This is a genomic window from Actinobacillus vicugnae (genome assembly GCF_901687125.1).
Classification (GTDB): domain Bacteria; phylum Pseudomonadota; class Gammaproteobacteria; order Enterobacterales; family Pasteurellaceae; genus Actinobacillus; species Actinobacillus vicugnae.
In genome coordinates this window covers 130,479-148,584 of record NZ_CABFJY010000033.1, presented here as the reverse complement: position 1 = coordinate 148,584, position 18,106 = coordinate 130,479, and the positions used below count along the sequence as shown (strand labels likewise).

Annotated in this window: 11 protein-coding genes; 10 read left to right on the top strand and 1 reads right to left on the bottom strand. The window is 39.9% G+C overall.

The window, feature by feature from the left end; translation table 11 throughout:
• The first annotated feature begins 56 nt into the window (after positions 1 to 56).
• The 8 genes from gyrA to tcdA all read left to right on the top strand — a co-directional run bounded on the left by gyrA (position 57) and on the right by tcdA (position 13,537).
• Complete coding sequence (gyrA, locus tag F8M47_RS07930) at positions 57 to 2,759, top strand: DNA topoisomerase (ATP-hydrolyzing) subunit A (protein ID WP_150539576.1); 2,703 nt, start codon at positions 57 to 59, stop codon at positions 2,757 to 2,759.
• Between the two features lie 89 nt (positions 2,760 to 2,848).
• The gene (locus F8M47_RS07925; protein ID WP_150539575.1) at positions 2,849 to 4,396 is read left to right on the top strand and encodes a type I restriction-modification system subunit M; all 1,548 of its coding nucleotides are present in this window, start codon (positions 2,849 to 2,851) and stop codon (positions 4,394 to 4,396) included.
• Positions 4,397 to 4,399: 3 nt separating this feature from the next.
• Complete coding sequence (rhuM, locus tag F8M47_RS07920; RefSeq protein ID WP_150539574.1) at positions 4,400 to 5,395, top strand: virulence RhuM family protein; 996 nt, start codon at positions 4,400 to 4,402, stop codon at positions 5,393 to 5,395.
• A 145-nt stretch (positions 5,396 to 5,540) separates the two neighbouring features.
• On the top strand, positions 5,541 to 6,839 hold the full coding sequence (locus F8M47_RS07915) for a restriction endonuclease subunit S (RefSeq protein ID WP_150539573.1): 1,299 nt from the start codon (positions 5,541 to 5,543) through the stop codon (positions 6,837 to 6,839).
• A gap of 220 nt (positions 6,840 to 7,059) precedes the next feature.
• Positions 7,060 to 7,620: an REP-associated tyrosine transposase gene (locus tag F8M47_RS07910; RefSeq protein WP_244298101.1), complete on the top strand. Its 561-nt coding sequence runs from the start codon at positions 7,060 to 7,062 to the stop codon at positions 7,618 to 7,620.
• Positions 7,621 to 7,756: 136 nt separating this feature from the next.
• The gene (locus F8M47_RS07905) at positions 7,757 to 10,810 is read left to right on the top strand and encodes a type I restriction endonuclease subunit R (RefSeq protein ID WP_150539572.1); all 3,054 of its coding nucleotides are present in this window, start codon (positions 7,757 to 7,759) and stop codon (positions 10,808 to 10,810) included.
• Between the two features lie 17 nt (positions 10,811 to 10,827).
• The gene (locus F8M47_RS07900) at positions 10,828 to 12,771 is read left to right on the top strand and encodes an ABC transporter ATP-binding protein (protein ID WP_150539571.1); all 1,944 of its coding nucleotides are present in this window, start codon (positions 10,828 to 10,830) and stop codon (positions 12,769 to 12,771) included.
• 1 nt (position 12,772) lies between these two features.
• Entirely contained in the window at positions 12,773 to 13,537 is a 765-nt protein-coding gene (tcdA, locus tag F8M47_RS07895) for a tRNA cyclic N6-threonylcarbamoyladenosine(37) synthase TcdA (RefSeq protein ID WP_150539570.1), read from the top strand.
• Positions 13,538 to 13,594: 57 nt separating this feature from the next.
• Here the strand turns inward: tcdA and F8M47_RS07890 are convergent, their stop codons facing one another.
• Entirely contained in the window at positions 13,595 to 14,149 is a 555-nt protein-coding gene (locus F8M47_RS07890; RefSeq protein WP_150539569.1) for a TetR/AcrR family transcriptional regulator, read from the bottom strand.
• Between the two features lie 150 nt (positions 14,150 to 14,299).
• Between F8M47_RS07890 and F8M47_RS07885 the strand changes: the two genes are divergently transcribed.
• Together F8M47_RS07885 and rbbA are read left to right on the top strand one after the other, a co-directional pair.
• Positions 14,300 to 15,361 (top strand): HlyD family secretion protein, encoded by a 1,062-nt coding sequence (locus F8M47_RS07885; RefSeq protein ID WP_150539568.1) that lies wholly within the window; start codon positions 14,300 to 14,302, stop codon positions 15,359 to 15,361.
• 2 nt (positions 15,362 to 15,363) lie between these two features.
• Positions 15,364 to 18,105 carry a ribosome-associated ATPase/putative transporter RbbA gene (gene rbbA / locus F8M47_RS07880; protein ID WP_150539567.1) on the top strand — a complete coding sequence of 914 codons (2,742 nt, stop codon included), beginning with the start codon at positions 15,364 to 15,366 and terminating at the stop codon, positions 18,103 to 18,105.
• The last annotated feature ends 1 nt before the right edge of the window (position 18,106 follow it).

Sequence of the window (18,106 nt, the reverse complement as noted above, 5' to 3'; positions counted from 1 at the left end):
TCTACTTTTCCAGTAGCTTGGGCAATCTTTTTTATAAACTTGATTAGGAAATTTCAATGAGCGAATTAGCCAAAGATATTACCCCCGTCAGTATTGAAGACGAGTTAAAAACGTCTTATCTCGACTATGCGATGTCTGTTATTGTCGGACGTGCGCTTCCCGATGTGCGTGATGGTTTAAAACCAGTACACCGCCGCGTGTTATTCTCAATGGATCAAAACAGCAACACGTTTAACCGCCCACATGTAAAATCGGCTCGTGTGGTGGGTGACGTAATCGGTAAATATCACCCACATGGTGACTCTGCGGTTTACGATACCATTGTGCGTATGGCGCAACCCTTCTCACTTCGTTATATGTTAGTTGATGGTCAAGGTAACTTTGGTTCGATTGACGGTGATGCGCCAGCGGCGATGCGTTATACCGAAGTTCGTATGCAAAAAATTACCCAGGAATTATTAACGGATTTAGATAAAGAAACCGTGGATTTCTCGCCAAACTATGACGGCAAAGAGATGATCCCCGATGTGCTGCCGACTAAAATTCCTGCGTTGTTAGTAAACGGTTCATCAGGGATTGCGGTGGGTATGGCAACCAATATCCCGCCGCATAATTTAGGTGAGGTGTTAGACGGCTGTTTGGCGTATATCGAAAACGAAGAGATTACTGTTGAAGAGTTAATGCGTTATATCCCAGGTCCTGATTTTCCGACAAGGGCGATTATCAATGGGCGTAAAGGCATTGAAGATGCTTATCGCACAGGGCGTGGCAAAGTGTATGTGCGTGCTAAAGCAAGCGTTGAAACCACCGACAAAGGGCGTGAGCAAATTGTTGTTACCGAATTGCCATACCAAGTGAATAAAGCGAAATTGATTGAGAAAATCGCTGAGCTAGTGAAAGACAAAAAAATTGAAGGCATTAGCGGTATTCAAGATCACTCAGATAAAAAAGGTATTTCAATCGTTATCGAAGTGAAACGTGATGCTGTAGGCGAAGTGGTGTTAAATCACCTTTATTCACTTACCCAAATGCAAGTAACCTTCGGTATCAATATGGTAGCGCTAGACCATGGTCAGCCTAAGGTATTGAATTTAAAACAAATTATCGAAGCTTTCGTTAAACATCGTCGTGAAGTAGTAACGCGCCGTACTATTTTTGAATTGCGTAAGGCACGCGAACGTGCGCACATTTTAGAAGGTTTAGCGATTGCGCTGGCGAATATCGATCCTGTTATCGAATTGATCCGTAACTCAAAAACGGCAGATGAAGCACGTGAAGGTTTATTAGCGCGGGCATGGGCATTAGGCAATGTTGCACCAATGTTAGAAGCCGCAGGCGTAGATGCTTCTCGTCCAGAAGATTTACCTGAGCATTTAGGTGTTCGTGATGGACAATATTACCTCTCTGAAGCCCAAGCGCGTGCGATTTTAGAGTTACGTTTACACCGCTTAACAGGCTTAGAACACGAAAAAATTGTTGATGAGTACAAAGAGTTGCTCACTGAAATTGGCGAATTGTTACATATTTTAAGTAGTGCAGATCGCTTAATGGAAGTGATTCGTGAAGAGCTAGAAAAAGTAAAAGCTGAGTTTGGTGACGAGCGCCGTACGGAAATTACTGCCGCATCGGGCGACATCAATATGGAAGATTTAATCGCCCAAGAAGATGTGGTCGTAACGCTTTCTCACGCAGGTTATGTGAAATATCAACCGCTGTCTGATTACGAAGCCCAACGCCGTGGTGGTAAAGGCAAATCGGCAACAAAGATGAAAGAGGACGATTTCATTGAAAAATTATTGGTAGCGAATACCCACGATACGATTCTTTGCTTCTCAAGTCGTGGACGCTTGTATCAACTCAAAGTCTATCAATTACCGCAAGCCAGCCGTGGGGCAAGAGGCACGCCAATCGTGAATATTCTGCCGCTTGTGAAAGAAGAAAACGAACGTATCACAGCGATTCTTCCGATTCCAAATGGTGAATTTAGTGCCGATAAATTTATCTTTATGGCAACCGCAAGTGGTGTGGTGAAAAAAGTCTCGCTTGATGCGTTCAGCAACGTGCGTGCAAGCGGTCTAATTGCATTAAAACTTCGCGAAGGGGATGAGCTAATCGGCGTAGATATTACCGATGGCGACAGCGAAATTATGTTGTTCTCTGCACAAGGTCGAGTGGTTCGCTTTGCAGAAAAAGCAGTGCGTGCAATGGGACGAACCGCCACAGGGGTGCGAGGTATCAAACTTTCAACTACTGAAATTTCAGCAGAAGAGATTGAAGAAGCCGAAATTATTGAGATTGAAAACGAAGAAGCGGAAGATACCTCAAGCGTTAGCCTTGATACCGACCGAGTGGTTTCTCTTGTGATTCCTCGTACTGAAGGCGATATTTTAACCGTAACCCAAAACGGCTACGGCAAACGTACGGTGATTGGCGAATACCCAGTGAAATCTCGTGCAACCAAAGGTGTGGTGTCAATCAAAGTAAACGAACGTAACGGCAAAGTGGTCGCAGCGGTTCAAGTTGAAGAAGCGGATCAAATCATGTTGATTACGGATGCAGGTACGCTAGTACGTACCCGTGTTGCTGAAGTGAGCCTTGTTGGCCGTAACACCCAAGGCGTTCGCATTATCCGCACCGCAGATGATGAAAATGTAGTAAGCGTAGAGCGAGTATGCGAACCTGAAGAAGACGAAAACATCGAAGCTGATAACAGGGACACTGGCGAAGCAGAAAGCGTAGATACTTCTCCAGAAGCATAACCCTACACAATACAAGCGGTCGAATTTTCAAAGAATTTTGCAAAAATTTCAGAAAAAACGACCGCTTTTAACATACAGAGGATAATAGAATGACAAGTAGTCAACAACGTGCAGAACTTCAACGCCGTATTTGGCAGATTGCGAATGATGTGCGAGGTTCGGTCGATGGTTGGGATTTTAAGCAGTATGTATTAGGCACGCTGTTTTATCGCTTTATCAGTGAACATTTTGTGAATTATATTGAAGCGGGCGATTCAAGCATAAATTATGCAAATTGGTCAGACGATGATGAAAATATCGCACTGGGTAAAGAGAGCGTGATTAAGGAAAAAGGCTATTTTATCTACCCAAGCCAACTATTTGAAAATGTGGTGAAAACTGCTCACACTAATCCGAGCTTGAATGTCGAATTAAAAGAGATTTTTAGCGAAATTGAAAGCTCAGCGGTGGGCTATGATTCCGAACAGGACATCAAAGGGCTATTTGCCGATTTTGACACCACATCTAACCGCTTAGGCAACACGGTTGAAGATAAAAATAAACGATTGGCTTCGGTGCTAAAAGGCGTTGCCGAGCTGGATTTTGGGCGGTTTGAAGATAACCAAATTGACCTATTTGGCGATGCTTACGAATTTCTGATCTCCAATTACGCCGCCAACGCAGGTAAATCAGGCGGCGAATTTTTCACGCCCCAAAATGTATCCAAATTGATTGCACAACTTGCTTTATTTGGTCAGAAAGCCGTCAATAAAATTTACGACCCAGCCTGCGGTTCTGGCTCGTTATTGTTACAAGCGAAAAAGCAGTTTGATGATCACATTATTGAAGAGGGCTTTTTCGGGCAAGAAATCAATCACACTACTTACAACTTGGCTCGAATGAATATGTTTTTGCATAACATCAACTACGACAAGTTCAATATCACTTTGGGCGACACCTTGCTCAAACCGAAATTTGGCACAGAAAAGCCGTTCGATGCGATTGTTTCCAATCCGCCTTACTCCGTGAAATGGATTGGCAGTGATGATCCAACCTTAATCAACGATGAACGCTTTGCCCCAGCAGGTATTTTAGCCCCGAAATCCAAAGCCGATTTCGCCTTTATTTTGCACGCATTAAGCTACCTTTCTGCACGCGGTCGCGCGGCAATTGTGACTTTCCCTGGCATTTTCTATCGTGGCGGTGCAGAGCAGAAAATTCGTAAATACTTGGTCGATAACAACTTTGTGGAAACCGTGATTTCTCTTGCGCCGAATCTCTTTTTTGGCACAAGCATTGCGGTGAATATTCTAGTGTTATCCAAGCACAAAACTGATTCCAAAACCCAATTTATTGATGCAAGCGGTCTGTTTAAGAAAGAAACCAACAACAATGTTTTAACCGATGAACATATCGCACAAATTCTGAAATTATTCAGTGAAAAAGTCGATGTTGCCCATTTGGCTCAATCGGTTGAAAACAGCCAAATTGCCGAAAATGATTACAACCTTGCGGTGAGTTCCTACGTTGAAGCTGAAGACACCCGAGAAGTCATCGATATTCAAGCCCTAAACCAAGAAATCAGCGAAACTGTCGCCAAAATCGACCGCTTGCGACTAGATATTGATGCGATTGTGGGGGAGATTGAGGGGGCATAAATAATGGATTTAATTCTATACACCACATCAGACGGTAAAGCACAATTTTCACTACAAAAATTTGATGAGCAGCTATGGCTCACGCAGACGCAACTGGCGGAGCTGTACCAAACGAGCAAGCAAAATATTAGCAAACATATCAATGCCATATTTGCGGAAGGTGAAGCTGAACAAAATTTAACCGTCAACTATAAGTTGACAGTTCAAAATGAAGGCGGTAGAGAAATCAAACGTAAGCTTGCGTACTATTCTTTACCCCTTATTATTGCAGTAGGTTACCGAGTACGCTCCCCTCGTGGTACTCAATTCCGCCAGTGGGCAACAGAACGGTTGCACGAATATATGGTGAAAGGCTTTACCCTTGATGATGAACGGCTGAAAAACTTAGGTGGAGGAAATTACTTTAAGGAATTACTAGGGCGAATTAGGGAAATTCGTTCAAGTGAAAAGGTGATGTATCGTCAAGTATTGGATCTTTATGCCACGGCAATGGATTATGATCCGAGCAATGAAGCCAGCATCAAATTCTTTAAAATTATTCAAAACAAGCTCCATTTTGCGGCTCACGGAAATACAGCCAGTGAAGTGATTTATTTCAGAGTCGATAGTGATAAACCTTTTGCTGGATTAACCAATTTCAAAGGAAATCAACCAACACAAGCTGAAGCAATGATCGCAAAAAATTATTTAACAGAACAAGAACTGCGAGTGTTAAATAATTTAGTGTCTGCTTATTTTGATTTTGCAGAATTAAATGCGATTGAAGAACGCCCGATGTATATGAAAGATTATGTTGATGAACTTGATCGTATTTTAGCGAGTACAGGTAGAAAAGTATTAGATAATGCAGGAAAAATAACACATCAGCAGGCAAAAGAAAAAGCAAAAATAGAATATCAAAAATATAAAGCTAAAATGCTATCTGATGTGGAAAAAGATTACTTAAACACGATTCAAGAAGTTTATCAATTATCTAAAAAAGAGAGTCGAAAAAAGTAAAAAAGCGGTCTGATTTTAGCGAATTTTTGCAAATGTATATAACAACATAAAATTGAAATGTAGGGGCGGATTTCATATCCGCCCGATAAGATAGATGATTAAAAATGAACAGGGCGGAAATAAATTCCGCCCCTACGAGGTGATAATGAATATTTTAGAATTGATTGAAAATTGTGAAGTGGAATGGAAGTCGTTGGGTGAAATTGCTGAAATTTATGGTGGATTAACAGGGAAAAATAAACACGATTTTGAAAAAGGAAATGCAAAGTATGTTTCTTACAAAAATATATTTGATAATATAGAAGTTAATCCATCTATATTAGAAAATGTTACAGTATCTGAGAATGAAAAACAGCATGTTGTCAAATATGGAGATGTATTATTTACAGGCTCATCAGAAACAGCTGAGGAAGCAGGTATGTCTTCGGCAGTAACAACTTATTTTGAAGAGAATGTTTATTTAAATAGTTTTTCTTTTGGAATTAGATTTAATGATGATATTAAAATTATTCCTGAATTTTCTAAATATCTATTTCGCTGTCATTTTATTCGTTCTGAAATTGCAAAATCTGCAAGTGGAGTAACGCGTTTTAATATCTCAAAATCAAGATTTAGAAAAATCAAAATCCCAATCCCCCCACTAGAAATCCAACAAAAAATTGTAAAAATACTTGACAAATTCACTGAGCTGGAAGCTACGCTGGAAGCTACGCTGGAAGCTGAATTATTACTGCGTGTCAAACAATATAATTATTATCGTGATGAATTATTAACGTTTGAATGTAGGGGCGAATTACATTCGCCCGATAATTCCGATGATATAGATAATGGGGCGAATGTGATTCGCCCCTACAATGTGGAATGGAAAAGTTTGGGGGATTTATGTTTAATTACAGATGGAGATCATCAGCCACCACCTAAAACATCAAATGGAATACCGTTTATTACCATTTCTAATATTGATAAGCAAAATAATATAAATTTTGATAATACTAGATATGTTTCAGTAGAATATTTCAATAAATTGTCCAAAGATAGGGTTCCTCAAAAAGGAGATTTATTATACACGGTGGTCGGAACATTAGGTATTCCGATTCGAGTTCAGGTAGATAAACCATTTGTTGTTCAAAGACATATTGCAATCATTAAACCTAAAAAAGAAATATTGCAGGAATATCTATATTATCTTGTGCAAACTACAAAATTTTTCAATAACGCTTGTGTTGCGGCTACGGGGGCAGCACAGAAAACAATCGGTTTAAAATATTTGCGGAATGTAAAAATTCCCGTTCCATCCCTAGAAACCCAACAAAAAATTGTCAATATTCTTGATAAATTTGACCGCTTAACCAATTCTATTTCTGAGGGGTTACCAAAAGAAATTGCATTGAGACAGAAACAGTATGAGTATTATCGGGAGCGGTTGTTGAATTTTTCTCGTTAATAGGAATAAATAACATATTTTTGGTAGGGGCGGATTTTATATCCGCCCAACAACATAAACGATAAATACCAAAAGACGGAAATAAATTCCGCCTCTACGAGGTGATAATGGATGTTTTGGATTTTAATTAAAATCGTAGGGGCGGATTTTATATCCGCCCGACAACATAAACGATAAAGATGAAAAGGGCGGAAATAAATTCCGCCCCTACGAGATGATAATGAATATTTTGGAATGGATTGAAAATTTTTTGGGGTATATCCGTTCGATAACCAAAGCGATAAATATGAAGAAGGAATATAAAATGGATCTTCATCATAGAAGAAAAAGACTACGATTATCATTCTATGATTATGCTCAGTATGGTTGTTATTTTGTTACTATTTGTACCAAAGACAGAAAACCAATATTTGGTGAGATAAAAGAAGGAAAAATGGTTTTAAATCATTTTGGTTATCTGATGGAGAAATCTTTGTTTTCTGTTCTGTCTGAAAATAAGAATAGTGAAATTCCTGATTATGTGATTATGCCAAATCATTTACATTTTATTTGGTTTAATCAAGATAATGAAAGTTTATCCAATATTGTTAAAAAGATAAAAGGAAGAATGGCAGCATTTTATCGAGAATATTATAAAGAAAATAATGAACCATATTTTCCATTATGGCAACGTGGATTTTATGAACATATCATAAGAAATGATAAAGATTACGAACGTATTTCAGAATATATAGAAAATAATCCTATTCAATGGGAATTGGATCGTTTTTATTCTCGATAATTGATGGCGTGTAATTGGACGGAAATAAATTCCGCCCCTACGAAGTCGTAATGAATATTTTGGTTCTTGATTAAAATCGTAGGGGAGGAATTTTATATCCGCCCCAAAAATCAAATGATATAAAAAGGACAAGGCAATGTACATTGAAACCACCCCTATCACCGAAACCAATAATTTTATTGTTTTAGATCATTATGAAAGAATTGAACAGTCATCGCATTATCAAACAGAATATGATTTAGAGCGTGAATTTATTGCAGATTTACAAAATCAAGGTTATGAATATCGCCAAGATTTAAATAACCAAGAAGTGTTGTTAAAAAATCTGCGTGAGCAATTAGAAATACTGAATAATGTGCAGTTTTTAGAGTCGGAATGGCAACGGTTTTTAGCAGAGTATTTAAATAAACCATCTGAAAATAGTTTAGATAAAACGCGTAAAATTCATCACGATTATATTTATGATTTTGTATTTGATAATGGGCGGATTCAAAATATCTATTTGGTAGATAAAAAGAATATTGCTCGCAATAAAGTGCAGGTGATTAACCAATTTGAACAAACAGGCTCATTTGCCAATCGCTATGATGTGACTATTTTGGTAAATGGTTTGCCATTAGTACAAATTGAATTAAAAAAACGTGGTGTGGCAATTCGAGAAGCCTTTAATCAAATTCATCGATATAGCAAAGAAAGTTTTAATCAAGAAAATTCCCTTTTCAAATTTTTGCAGATTTTTGTGATTTCAAATGGCACAGATACTCGTTATTTTGCGAATACCACCAAGCGAGATAAAAATAGCTTTGATTTCACAATGAATTGGGCGAACTCCGATAATAGTTTAATTAAAGATTTAAAAGATTTTACCGCAACCTTTTTCCAAAAAAACACGTTGCTTAATGTTTTATTGACTTATTCGGTATTTGATGTCAGCAATAATTTATTAATTATGCGCCCTTATCAAATTGCAGCAACAGAACGTATTTTATGGAAAATTCGCAGTACACATTTAACTAAAAATTGGTGTGATGTGGAAAGTGGTGGTTATATTTGGCACACCACAGGCTCGGGTAAAACATTAACCAGCTTTAAAGCCGCTCGTTTGGCTACGGAATTAGATTTTATTCATAAAGTATTTTTTGTGGTGGATAGAAAAGATTTGGATTATCAGACGATGAAAGAATATCAACGCTTTTCGCCTGATAGTGTCAATGGTTCAGAAAGTACCGCAGGTTTAAAACGCAATATTGAAAAAGATGATAATAAAATTATTGTTACCACTATTCAAAAATTAAATAATTTAATGAAAAGTGAAGATAATTTGGAAATTTATAAACAGCCTGTGGTATTTATTTTTGATGAATGTCATCGTAGCCAATTTGGTGAAGCACAAAAGAATTTAAATAAGAAATTTAAAAAATTCTGCCAATTTGGTTTTACAGGAACGCCAATTTTTACCGAAAATGCCTTAGGGGCGGAAACGACGGCGAGCGTGTTTGGGCGAGAATTGCACTCTTATGTGATTACCGATGCGATTCGTGATGAAAAAGTGTTGAAATTTAAGGTGGATTATAACGATGTTCGCCCGAAATTCCGTAAAATGGAAACGGAAAAAAATCTCGATAAACTGACCGCACTTGAAAGCAGAGAAGCCTTATTGCACCCTGAGCGAATCAAGGAAGTTACGCAGTATATTTTGACTCATTTTAAACAGAAAACCCACCGCTTAAATGCGTCTGGCAAAGGGTTTAATGCGATGTTTGCAGTGAGTAGCGTGGAAGCCGCAAAGCATTATTATGAGCAGTTCAAATTGCAACAACAAGCGGTTACAAATCCACTAAAAATTGCAACGATTTTTTCCTTTGCCGCCAATGAAGAGCAAAATGCAATTGGCGAAATTGAAGATGAATCTTTTGAGCCGACGGCGTTAAATAGCTCAGCGAAAGAGTTTTTATCCCTTGCGATTAGCGATTATAACCAGATGTTCCGCACCAATTATGGCGTGGAGAGCCGAGAGTTTCAGAATTATTATCGTGATCTTGCCCAGCGTGTGCGAAATCAAGAAGTGGATTTGTTGATTGTGGTGGGAATGTTCTTAACAGGCTTTGACGCCCCAACGCTAAATACGCTTTTTGTCGATAAAAACCTGCGTTATCACGGCTTAATGCAAGCATTTTCTCGCACCAACCGTATTTTTGATGCCACCAAAAGTTTCGGCAACATCGTGACTTTCCGAGATTTAGAGCAAGCGACTATTGATGCCATTACGCTGTTTGGCGATAAAAACACGCGAAATGTGGTGCTTGAACGCAGTTATACCGACTATATGTACGGCTATAAAACCAGTGCTGGCGAGCAAGTGCGTGGTTATTTGGACGTGGTGAAAGAGCTACAAGAAAAATTCCCTGATCCGAGCCAAATTGTCGAAGAAAAAGAGAAAAAAGCCTTTACCAAACTGTTTGGTGAGTATCTGCGTTTGGAAAATGTGTTACAAAATTATGACGAATTTTATGCGCTTAAAACTCAAAATGCAGAGTCAAATTTAGTCTGCGAAACGCCAGCGAGCTACGGCAATTCGGTGGTGTTACCAACAGAACGCCAATTACAAGATTATCGCTCAGCTTATAACGATATTCGTGATTGGCAACGTCGTGAGCGGAGTAGTGCCGACAAGCAATCTGACATTGATTGGAGCGATGTGGTGTTTGAAGTGGATTTGCTGAAATCGCAAGAGATCAATTTGGATTACATTTTAGAGCTGATTTTTGAGCAACATAAAAAAACCAAAGATAAGCCAGCATTAGTAGAAGAAATTAGGCGAGTTGTGCGTTCAAGTATCGGCAACCGTGCGAAAGAGAGTTTGATTGTAGATTTTATCCACCAAACCGATATTGATGGCATTTCGCACAAAGCGGATTTGATTGAAGCCTTTTTTAAATTTGCTCAACAAGAACAGCAACGAGAAGCCCAAGAGCTTATTCAGCTCGAAAATCTCAATGAAGAAGCCGCAAAACGCTACATTAACACATCATTAAAACGAGAATATGCGAGCGAAAACGGTACTGGGTTGGTAGAATTATTACCTAAAATGAGCCCGTTAGATCCTAAAAGGCATACTTTAAAACAGAAAGTTTTCCAAAAAATATCATCTTTTATTGAAAAATTTAAAGGTGTAGGTGGAAATATTTAATTTACATTGGAATAGAAATGGCATTACTCAACTTATCCAACGCCTATTTGGGCTTTGGCGATCATCCTTTATTAGATCATACTGAATTACATATTGAGCCGAATGAGCGTGTTTGCTTGGTTGGACGAAATGGGGCGGGCAAATCCACGCTGATGAAAGTGCTGGCGGGCGAAGTGCAGCTAGATGATGGCAAACTGATTTTTGAAAAAGACATTGTAGTGGCAAGACTTGAGCAAGCTCCGCCGCGTCATATTCAAGATACTGTGTTTGATTATGTTGCAGAGGGAATTGCGCATCTTAGCGACTTGTTGAAGCAATATCACCACATTTCGCAGCAAATGCTGACTGATTATAGCGATGAGCTGTTAGCAAAATTATCAGTAGTGCAATCGCAGCTTGAGCATAATAACGGCTGGCAGTTTGAAAATCGGATTCAAGATACTCTCAAATTGCTTGAGCTTGATCCTGAAAAACGATTGTGCGAATTATCGGGCGGTTGGGTTCGCCGAGCGGCTCTCGCTCGTGCATTAGTGTCAAACCCTGATATTTTATTGCTCGATGAGCCAACCAACCATTTAGATGTGGAGGCGATTACTTGGCTTGAAGAGCTGTTGTTGAACTTCAACGGTGCAATTATTTTTATTTCGCACGACCGTTCGTTTATCCGCAAAATGGCAACCCGAATTGTGGATTTAGATCGTGGAAAATTGGTGTCTTACCCAAGCAATTACGATCAATATTTAACAGAAAAAGCAGAAGATCTACGGGTTGAAGCCTTACAAAATGAGCTATTTGATAAAAAACTCGCTCAAGAAGAAGTGTGGATTCGACAGGGTATTAAGGCTCGCCGTACCCGAAATGAAGGGCGTGTGCGAGCGTTGAAAAAATTGCGGGAAGAACGTCGTAATCGCCGTGAGGTGCAAGGTACAGCCAAAATTCAGCTCGACCAAACAGCTCGTTCGGGCAAAATTGTGTTTGAAGTGGAAAATGCGAGTTATGAAATTGCAGGCAAAACCTTGTTGAAAAACTTCTCTACGACTATTCAGCGTGGAGACAAAATCGCCTTGGTTGGGCCAAACGGCTGTGGTAAAACTACTTTTATCAAATTGCTACTAGGTGAGTTACAACCTACTTCAGGTTCAATTCGTTGTGGTACTAAATTAGAAGTCGCTTACTTTGACCAATACCGAGCTGAACTTGATCTTGAAAAAACGGTGATGGACAACGTAGCAGATGGTAAGCAAGACGTGGAAGTCAATGGCGTGAAACGCCATGTGCTAGGCTATCTGCAAGATTTCTTGTTCCCACCAAAACGGGCGATGACACCTGTAAAAGCTTTATCGGGCGGTGAACGTAATCGCCTGTTATTGGCAAAACTGTTGCTTAAACCAAACAACTTATTGATTTTGGACGAACCGACCAATGATTTAGATGTGGAAACGCTGGAGTTATTAGAAGAGTTACTAGCGAATTATCAGGGGACATTACTGATCGTAAGTCACGATCGCCAATTTATTGATAACACCGTCACAGAATGTTACTTCTTTGAAGGCGAGGGCGTATTAAATAAATACGTAGGCGGCTATTTTGATGCAAAACAGCAACAAGAAAATTATCATGCAACACTTGCTCAAAGCCAAGTAAACAAGCGGTCAAATTCTACGGAAAACTTGCAAAAAACAGAAGAAAAACAACCGCTTGTCGCTAAGAACGAACCTGCTAAGAAAGTGAAACTTTCTTATAAAGAGCAGCGAGAGTTAGATGAATTGCCGACCAAAATGGAAGCATTAGAAGCTGAAATGGAAGCGTTGCAACAAGAAGTTAATAGTACAGATTTCTTTAGCAAAGATCTAAGCTATACGCAGGCGAAATTGCAAAAATTGGCAGAAACTGAAGCCGCATTAGAAGCCGCTTTTGAGCGTTGGGAAGCATTGGAAAATATCAAAAACGGAAATTTATAATATGGCAGAAAGAATTGACAATTATGAACAGCGTTTTGGCGGCATTGGTCGTCTTTACACACCTGAAGGGCTGGAAAAGCTACGCCATTCGCATATTTGCGTGATTGGTATTGGCGGTGTTGGTTCGTGGGCGGTGGAGGCATTAGCTCGTTCGGGTATCGGCAAAATCACCATGATTGATATGGACGACATTTGTGTGACTAACATCAACCGCCAAATTCACGCAATGAGTGGCACGGTGGCACAGCTGAAAACAGAGGCGATGAAAGAGCGTGTTGAGCGAATTAACCCTGAATGTGTGGTTGAAATTATTGATGATTTCATCACTACCGAGAATATTCCTGAATACCTCAACCGTGGTTATGATTATGTGATTGATGCGATTGATTCGGTGAAAACCAAAGCAGCGTTAATTGCATTCTGCAAACGTAACAAAATTAAGTTGATTACAACAGGCGGAGCAGGCGGGCAGACCGATCCAACCCAAATCCAAATTGCGGATTTGAGCAAAACGATTCAAGATCCGCTTGCCTCAAAAGTACGTTCGTTACTGCGCAAGGAATATAATTTTAGCCAGAATCCAAAACGAAAATTTGGCATTGATTGTGTTTTCTCTACTCAGCCATTAATTTTTCCCAAAATGGGCGATGGGTGTGAAATTTCAGCAACAATGAACTGCGCAAATGGTTTTGGTGCGGTAACAATGGTAACTGCAACTTTTGGTTTTTTTGCGGTTAGTCGTGTAATTGATAAATTACTCAAATAATAAAAGGCGTCGAATGACGCCTTTCTTGTAAAAAAGATCTGAAAATCGACCGCTTGTTTAGTCTAATTTAAAATAAGTCAGTACTTCTTTAACATTATCATTAGTAATGGATACATCCAGTGGCGTATCTCGCATAATTACTTGTTCTAGTAATCCCATTGAAATAATCGCAAATAATTTGCTTTGAAAGGCAATATCAGCGTGTTCTATTTTTGATTGATGTTGGTGAACTTCAATATATTTTTGTTCCATCGCTTCTTGCATATTACGTTTTAAACTGATGCGACGATTTTCAATTTTCCATAATAACTGAATGAGTGTGCGATATTGATTCATCACAATGGCAGCTTGTTCAGCAAACTCTAAATTCGGGGTAGAAAAACGCTGATCAAGTAATGGCTGTAAAATATCTTGATGAACCTGTTCAATAATGGAAGCTGCAAGCATATCTTTATTTAAATAATGTTTATAAAACGTTGAGCGATTAATTTTGGCTTTATCTAAAATATCTTGTACAGTAATTTCATCGTAATTCTTTTCTTCTAGTGTTTGGATAAAAGCGTAGTAAATCGTTTCACGTGTACGTACTATACGGGGATCTTCGCGTTTCATTATGACCTCCATTCCATTAATGGATTTAGATAACCAACAATTTATTTCTTTTTATACCATTAAGCAACAATTTATCGTTTTTTGATGGTTGTTGAAAAATAAACTGTTATTTATAATCCTAGTCAATCAGCATATTTGAGGATAAATCAAATGAAAAAATTATTGGTTGTAGCACTTATTGTCGCAGTAGTAGGTAGTGCGTATTTATGGCAACAAATATGTGGTGTGAATGACAATTTGTCAGGAATTGTGGCAGTAAATGGGCGCTTAGAGCTAGAACGATTAGACATTGCAACCCTTTATGCAGGGCGTGTGGATGAAATATATGTGAAAGAAGGGCAAAATGTAGAGAAAAATCAAGTGCTTGTCCGTATTTTCTCGGCACAAGCCCAAAGTCAAGTAGATGCAAGCCGTGCACAAATTGAAGCAAGTAAAGCACAAGTTGAAAACGCCAAAGCACAGCGTGTACGAGCAGAAGAAGCAGTTACTCGAGCCAGTGCGGAAATTACCGCTCAGCAACAGCAGGTTAATGTGGCGAAATTAGAACTCGATAATGCCAAAAAATTACGCCGTGAAAATTTAGTTTCAGCGAGTGAATTAGAACGTCGCCAAGCCAATTATAAAGCCACCGTCGCCACCCTCGATACCGCAAAAGCAGCTCGCCAAGAAGCACAAGCCTTAGTCAATCAAGCCAAAGCCACCATTTCTCAAGCCGAAGCGGCGGTAAGTCAAGCTCAAGCTGAATCAGATCGTGCAATTTCACAACATAACGATATGCTCATTAAATCCCCTATTGCTGGTAGAGTCGAATATAAAATTGCCGAAGTCGGCAACGTGCTTGCGGTGGGGGGAAAGGTGGTCAGTTTGCTTGATCCCAGCGATGTTTATATGAATGTCTTTTTGCCAGCTTATCAATCCAATTTGGTGAAAATTGGCGATGAAGCTCGCATTAAAATTGATGGCTCAGATATTGTATTACCTGCCACTATTAGTTATGTGGCAAGTGAAGCACAGTTCACTCCAAAAGCAGTAGAAACCCGTGAAGAACGTGCCAAGCTGATGTTTAAAGTCAAATTGCAATTGCCAGTGGACATTACCCGACGTTATGCTGGCTTGTTAAAAGGTGGGATGACAGCAATGGGCTATGTCAAGTATGACGCACAAGCAGCTTGGGTGGATAGTTTAGCCGTCAATCTACCGCAAGGTGAATAGCCATGAATGATCAAACATTGGCGGTATCCATCTCACATTTACATCACGCTTATGGTAAAACACAAGCGTTGCAAGATGTCTCGATTACGATTCCCAAAGGCAGAACCGTTGGGCTGATTGGCCCCGACGGAGTGGGGAAATCCACCTTGTTATCAGTGATTGCGGGCACAAAAATCTTGCAACAGGGCGAGGTGCTTGTGTTTGGGCGCAATGTTTCGGATAAAGCAGATCGTGAAGCGCTGACCCATCAAGTTGCCTTTATGCCACAAGGTTTAGGTAAAAATCTCTATCTTACGCTCTCTATTTACGAAAATGTCGATTTCCACGCCAGAATGTTTGGACTTTCTTGTCAAAAACGCAAAGCCCGTATTGCACGTTTGCTGAAAGCGACAGGGTTATCACCTTTTGCCGATCGCCCCGCGGGCAAGCTGTCTGGCGGGATGAAGCAAAAACTCAGTCTCTGCTGTGCTTTAGTACATAGCCCTGAATTATTGATTTTAGATGAGCCGACCACAGGGGTTGATCCACTTTCTCGTCGACAATTTTGGCAGCTGGTAGATGAATTGCGAGCTGAAACGCCTGAAATGACCGTGATTGTTGCTACCGCTTATATTGATGAAGCCGAGAATTTTGAATATGTGCTGGCAATGGATGATGGAAAAGTGATTGCTGACCAACCGACTAAAGCGGTGATTGCGCAAACCGAGAGCCAAAATCTTGAAGAAGCCTATATCAAATTATTACCAAAAGAAAAACGCGGTGCTGAAAATGGGCTGGTAATTCCGCCGTTTGAAAGCGTGCCGAATGAACCTCCTGTGATTGTTGCCGAGGGACTAACCAAAAAATTTGGCGATTTTACCTCAGTTGATAATGTAAGTTTTGTGATTTCAAGGGGCGAAATTTTTGGCTTTCTTGGCTCGAATGGCTGTGGTAAATCCACTACCATGAAAATGCTGACAGGCTTGCTTGACCCCACCGAAGGCAGTGCAACGTTGCTTGGGCAGTCGATTGATGCCAGCAATATCGACACCCGTAAACGGGTGGGCTATATGTCGCAAGCCTTTTCGCTCTATGAAGAATTGACAGTGCGAGAAAATTTAGATTTGCACGCCAAACTCTATCAAATTCCGAAAGCAGAATGGGCAGATTATGTAAATGGTGCAATGGCACAATTTGATTTAAGCCATTTAGCAGATGAAAAACCTTCTGCCTTGCCACTTGGGATTCGTCAGCGTTTGCAATTAGCAGCGGCTTGTTTGCATAAACCAGAAGTACTGATTTTAGATGAACCAACTTCGGGTGTAGATCCTGCTGCACGGGATATGTTTTGGGCATATCTCATCAAGCTTTCTCGTGAAGATAAAATTACCATTTTCGTGACCACTCACTTTATGAATGAAGCCGCTCGATGCGACCGTATTTCATTTATGCACCGAGGTAAAGTGCTTGGTGTTGGTACACCTGAAGAACTTCGTCTGGCAAAAAATGCCCCGACCCTTGAAGAAGCCTTTATTGCTTATTTGCTGGAAGAAGCCGATGAAATTACCTCGCCAAGTAGTGATAATACCGCTCAAAAAGTATTAGAAGAGCCCATACAAGCGGTCGGATTTTGGCAAAATTTTACGAACTGGTTTGCGATTATTTGGACCTTTGCTGTACGTGAGGGCAAAGAGCTATTACGTGATAATATCCGTCTTTTCTTTGCGTTGCTTGGTCCGTTGATTATGTTGATTTCGATGGCATCGAGTATTTCGTTTGATATTAATCCGATGAAATTTGCAGTGTTAGATAAAGATAATACTTCGGAAAGTCGTCGATTAATCGAACATTTCGAACATTCACCTTATTTTATTCGCCAAGCTAATGTGTATAGCTCAGAAGAGATTTTACCTGCTTTACAAACAGGTAAAGCGAAATTGATTTTGGAAATTCCAAATGGCTATGGGCGAGATTTGTTGCGAGGGCAACAACCTGAAATTGGGCTTTTTATTGATGGCGCTTTCCCTTCTACCGCAGAGAATTTAAATGGTTCGGCACGAGGTGTGATTAATCAATATGTACAGGAGTTAGCAAAAAATAATGGTATTCGTATTGCGAGTACCTCAGCAACAGAACCCCGTATGGTGTATAACCAAGATTTCAAAAGTATCTATGCGATGACACCAGGTGTGATTATGCTTGCGATGATTATGATCCCTGCGATGATGACAGCACTGAGTGTGGTGCGAGAGAAAGAAATTGGTACTATTATGAATTTATACGGCTCGCCTGCCTCTCAGCTGCAATTTTTACTGGGTAAGCAATTGCCTTATGTGGCGTTATCTTTTATCAGTTATTTGGTTATGGTTGCTGTGGCGTATTTTGTCTTTGGTGTGCCGATTAAAGGCTCGATACTGGCGACATTTTTAGGGACATTACTCGGTATTTTTGCCTCAACAGGGTTTGGTTTAGTGATGTCGAGCTTTATGAATTCGCAAGTGGCGGCAATTTTTGCCACGGCGATTATTGCGATTGTGCCAACGATTAACTTCTCGGGCATGATGTTTCCGACTTCTCGGTTAGACGGCAATGTGTTGCTGATTGCCAAAATTTTTCCTGGTTCATGGCTACAACAAATCAGCCTTGGGGGCTTTACCAAAGGGTTAGGCTTTATGGACTTTATCCCAAGTTATACCGCATTAGGGCTTATTTATCTCGCTTATCTCACTATTTCAACGATCGCTTTGAAAAAACAGGAGAAATAAG

Bases quoted from the DNA above. Each gene is read 5' to 3' on its own strand.
- F8M47_RS07905 (WP_150539572.1), top strand. From the start codon at position 7,757: ATGTACATTGAAACCACCCCTATCACCGAAACCAATAATTTTATTGTT.
- rhuM (WP_150539574.1), top strand. From the start codon at position 4,400: ATGGATTTAATTCTATACACCACATCAGACGGTAAAGCACAATTTTCA.
- F8M47_RS07915 (WP_150539573.1), top strand. From the start codon at position 5,541: ATGAATATTTTAGAATTGATTGAAAATTGTGAAGTGGAATGGAAGTCG.
- F8M47_RS07910 (WP_244298101.1), top strand. From the start codon at position 7,060: ATGAATATTTTGGAATGGATTGAAAATTTTTTGGGGTATATCCGTTCG.
- tcdA (WP_150539570.1), top strand. From the start codon at position 12,773: ATGGCAGAAAGAATTGACAATTATGAACAGCGTTTTGGCGGCATTGGT.
- F8M47_RS07890 (WP_150539569.1), bottom strand. From the start codon at position 14,149: ATGAAACGCGAAGATCCCCGTATAGTACGTACACGTGAAACGATTTAC.
- F8M47_RS07925 (WP_150539575.1), top strand. From the start codon at position 2,849: ATGACAAGTAGTCAACAACGTGCAGAACTTCAACGCCGTATTTGGCAG.
- gyrA (WP_150539576.1), top strand. From the start codon at position 57: ATGAGCGAATTAGCCAAAGATATTACCCCCGTCAGTATTGAAGACGAG.
- F8M47_RS07900 (WP_150539571.1), top strand. From the start codon at position 10,828: ATGGCATTACTCAACTTATCCAACGCCTATTTGGGCTTTGGCGATCAT.
- F8M47_RS07885 (WP_150539568.1), top strand. From the start codon at position 14,300: ATGAAAAAATTATTGGTTGTAGCACTTATTGTCGCAGTAGTAGGTAGT.
- rbbA (WP_150539567.1), top strand. From the start codon at position 15,364: ATGAATGATCAAACATTGGCGGTATCCATCTCACATTTACATCACGCT.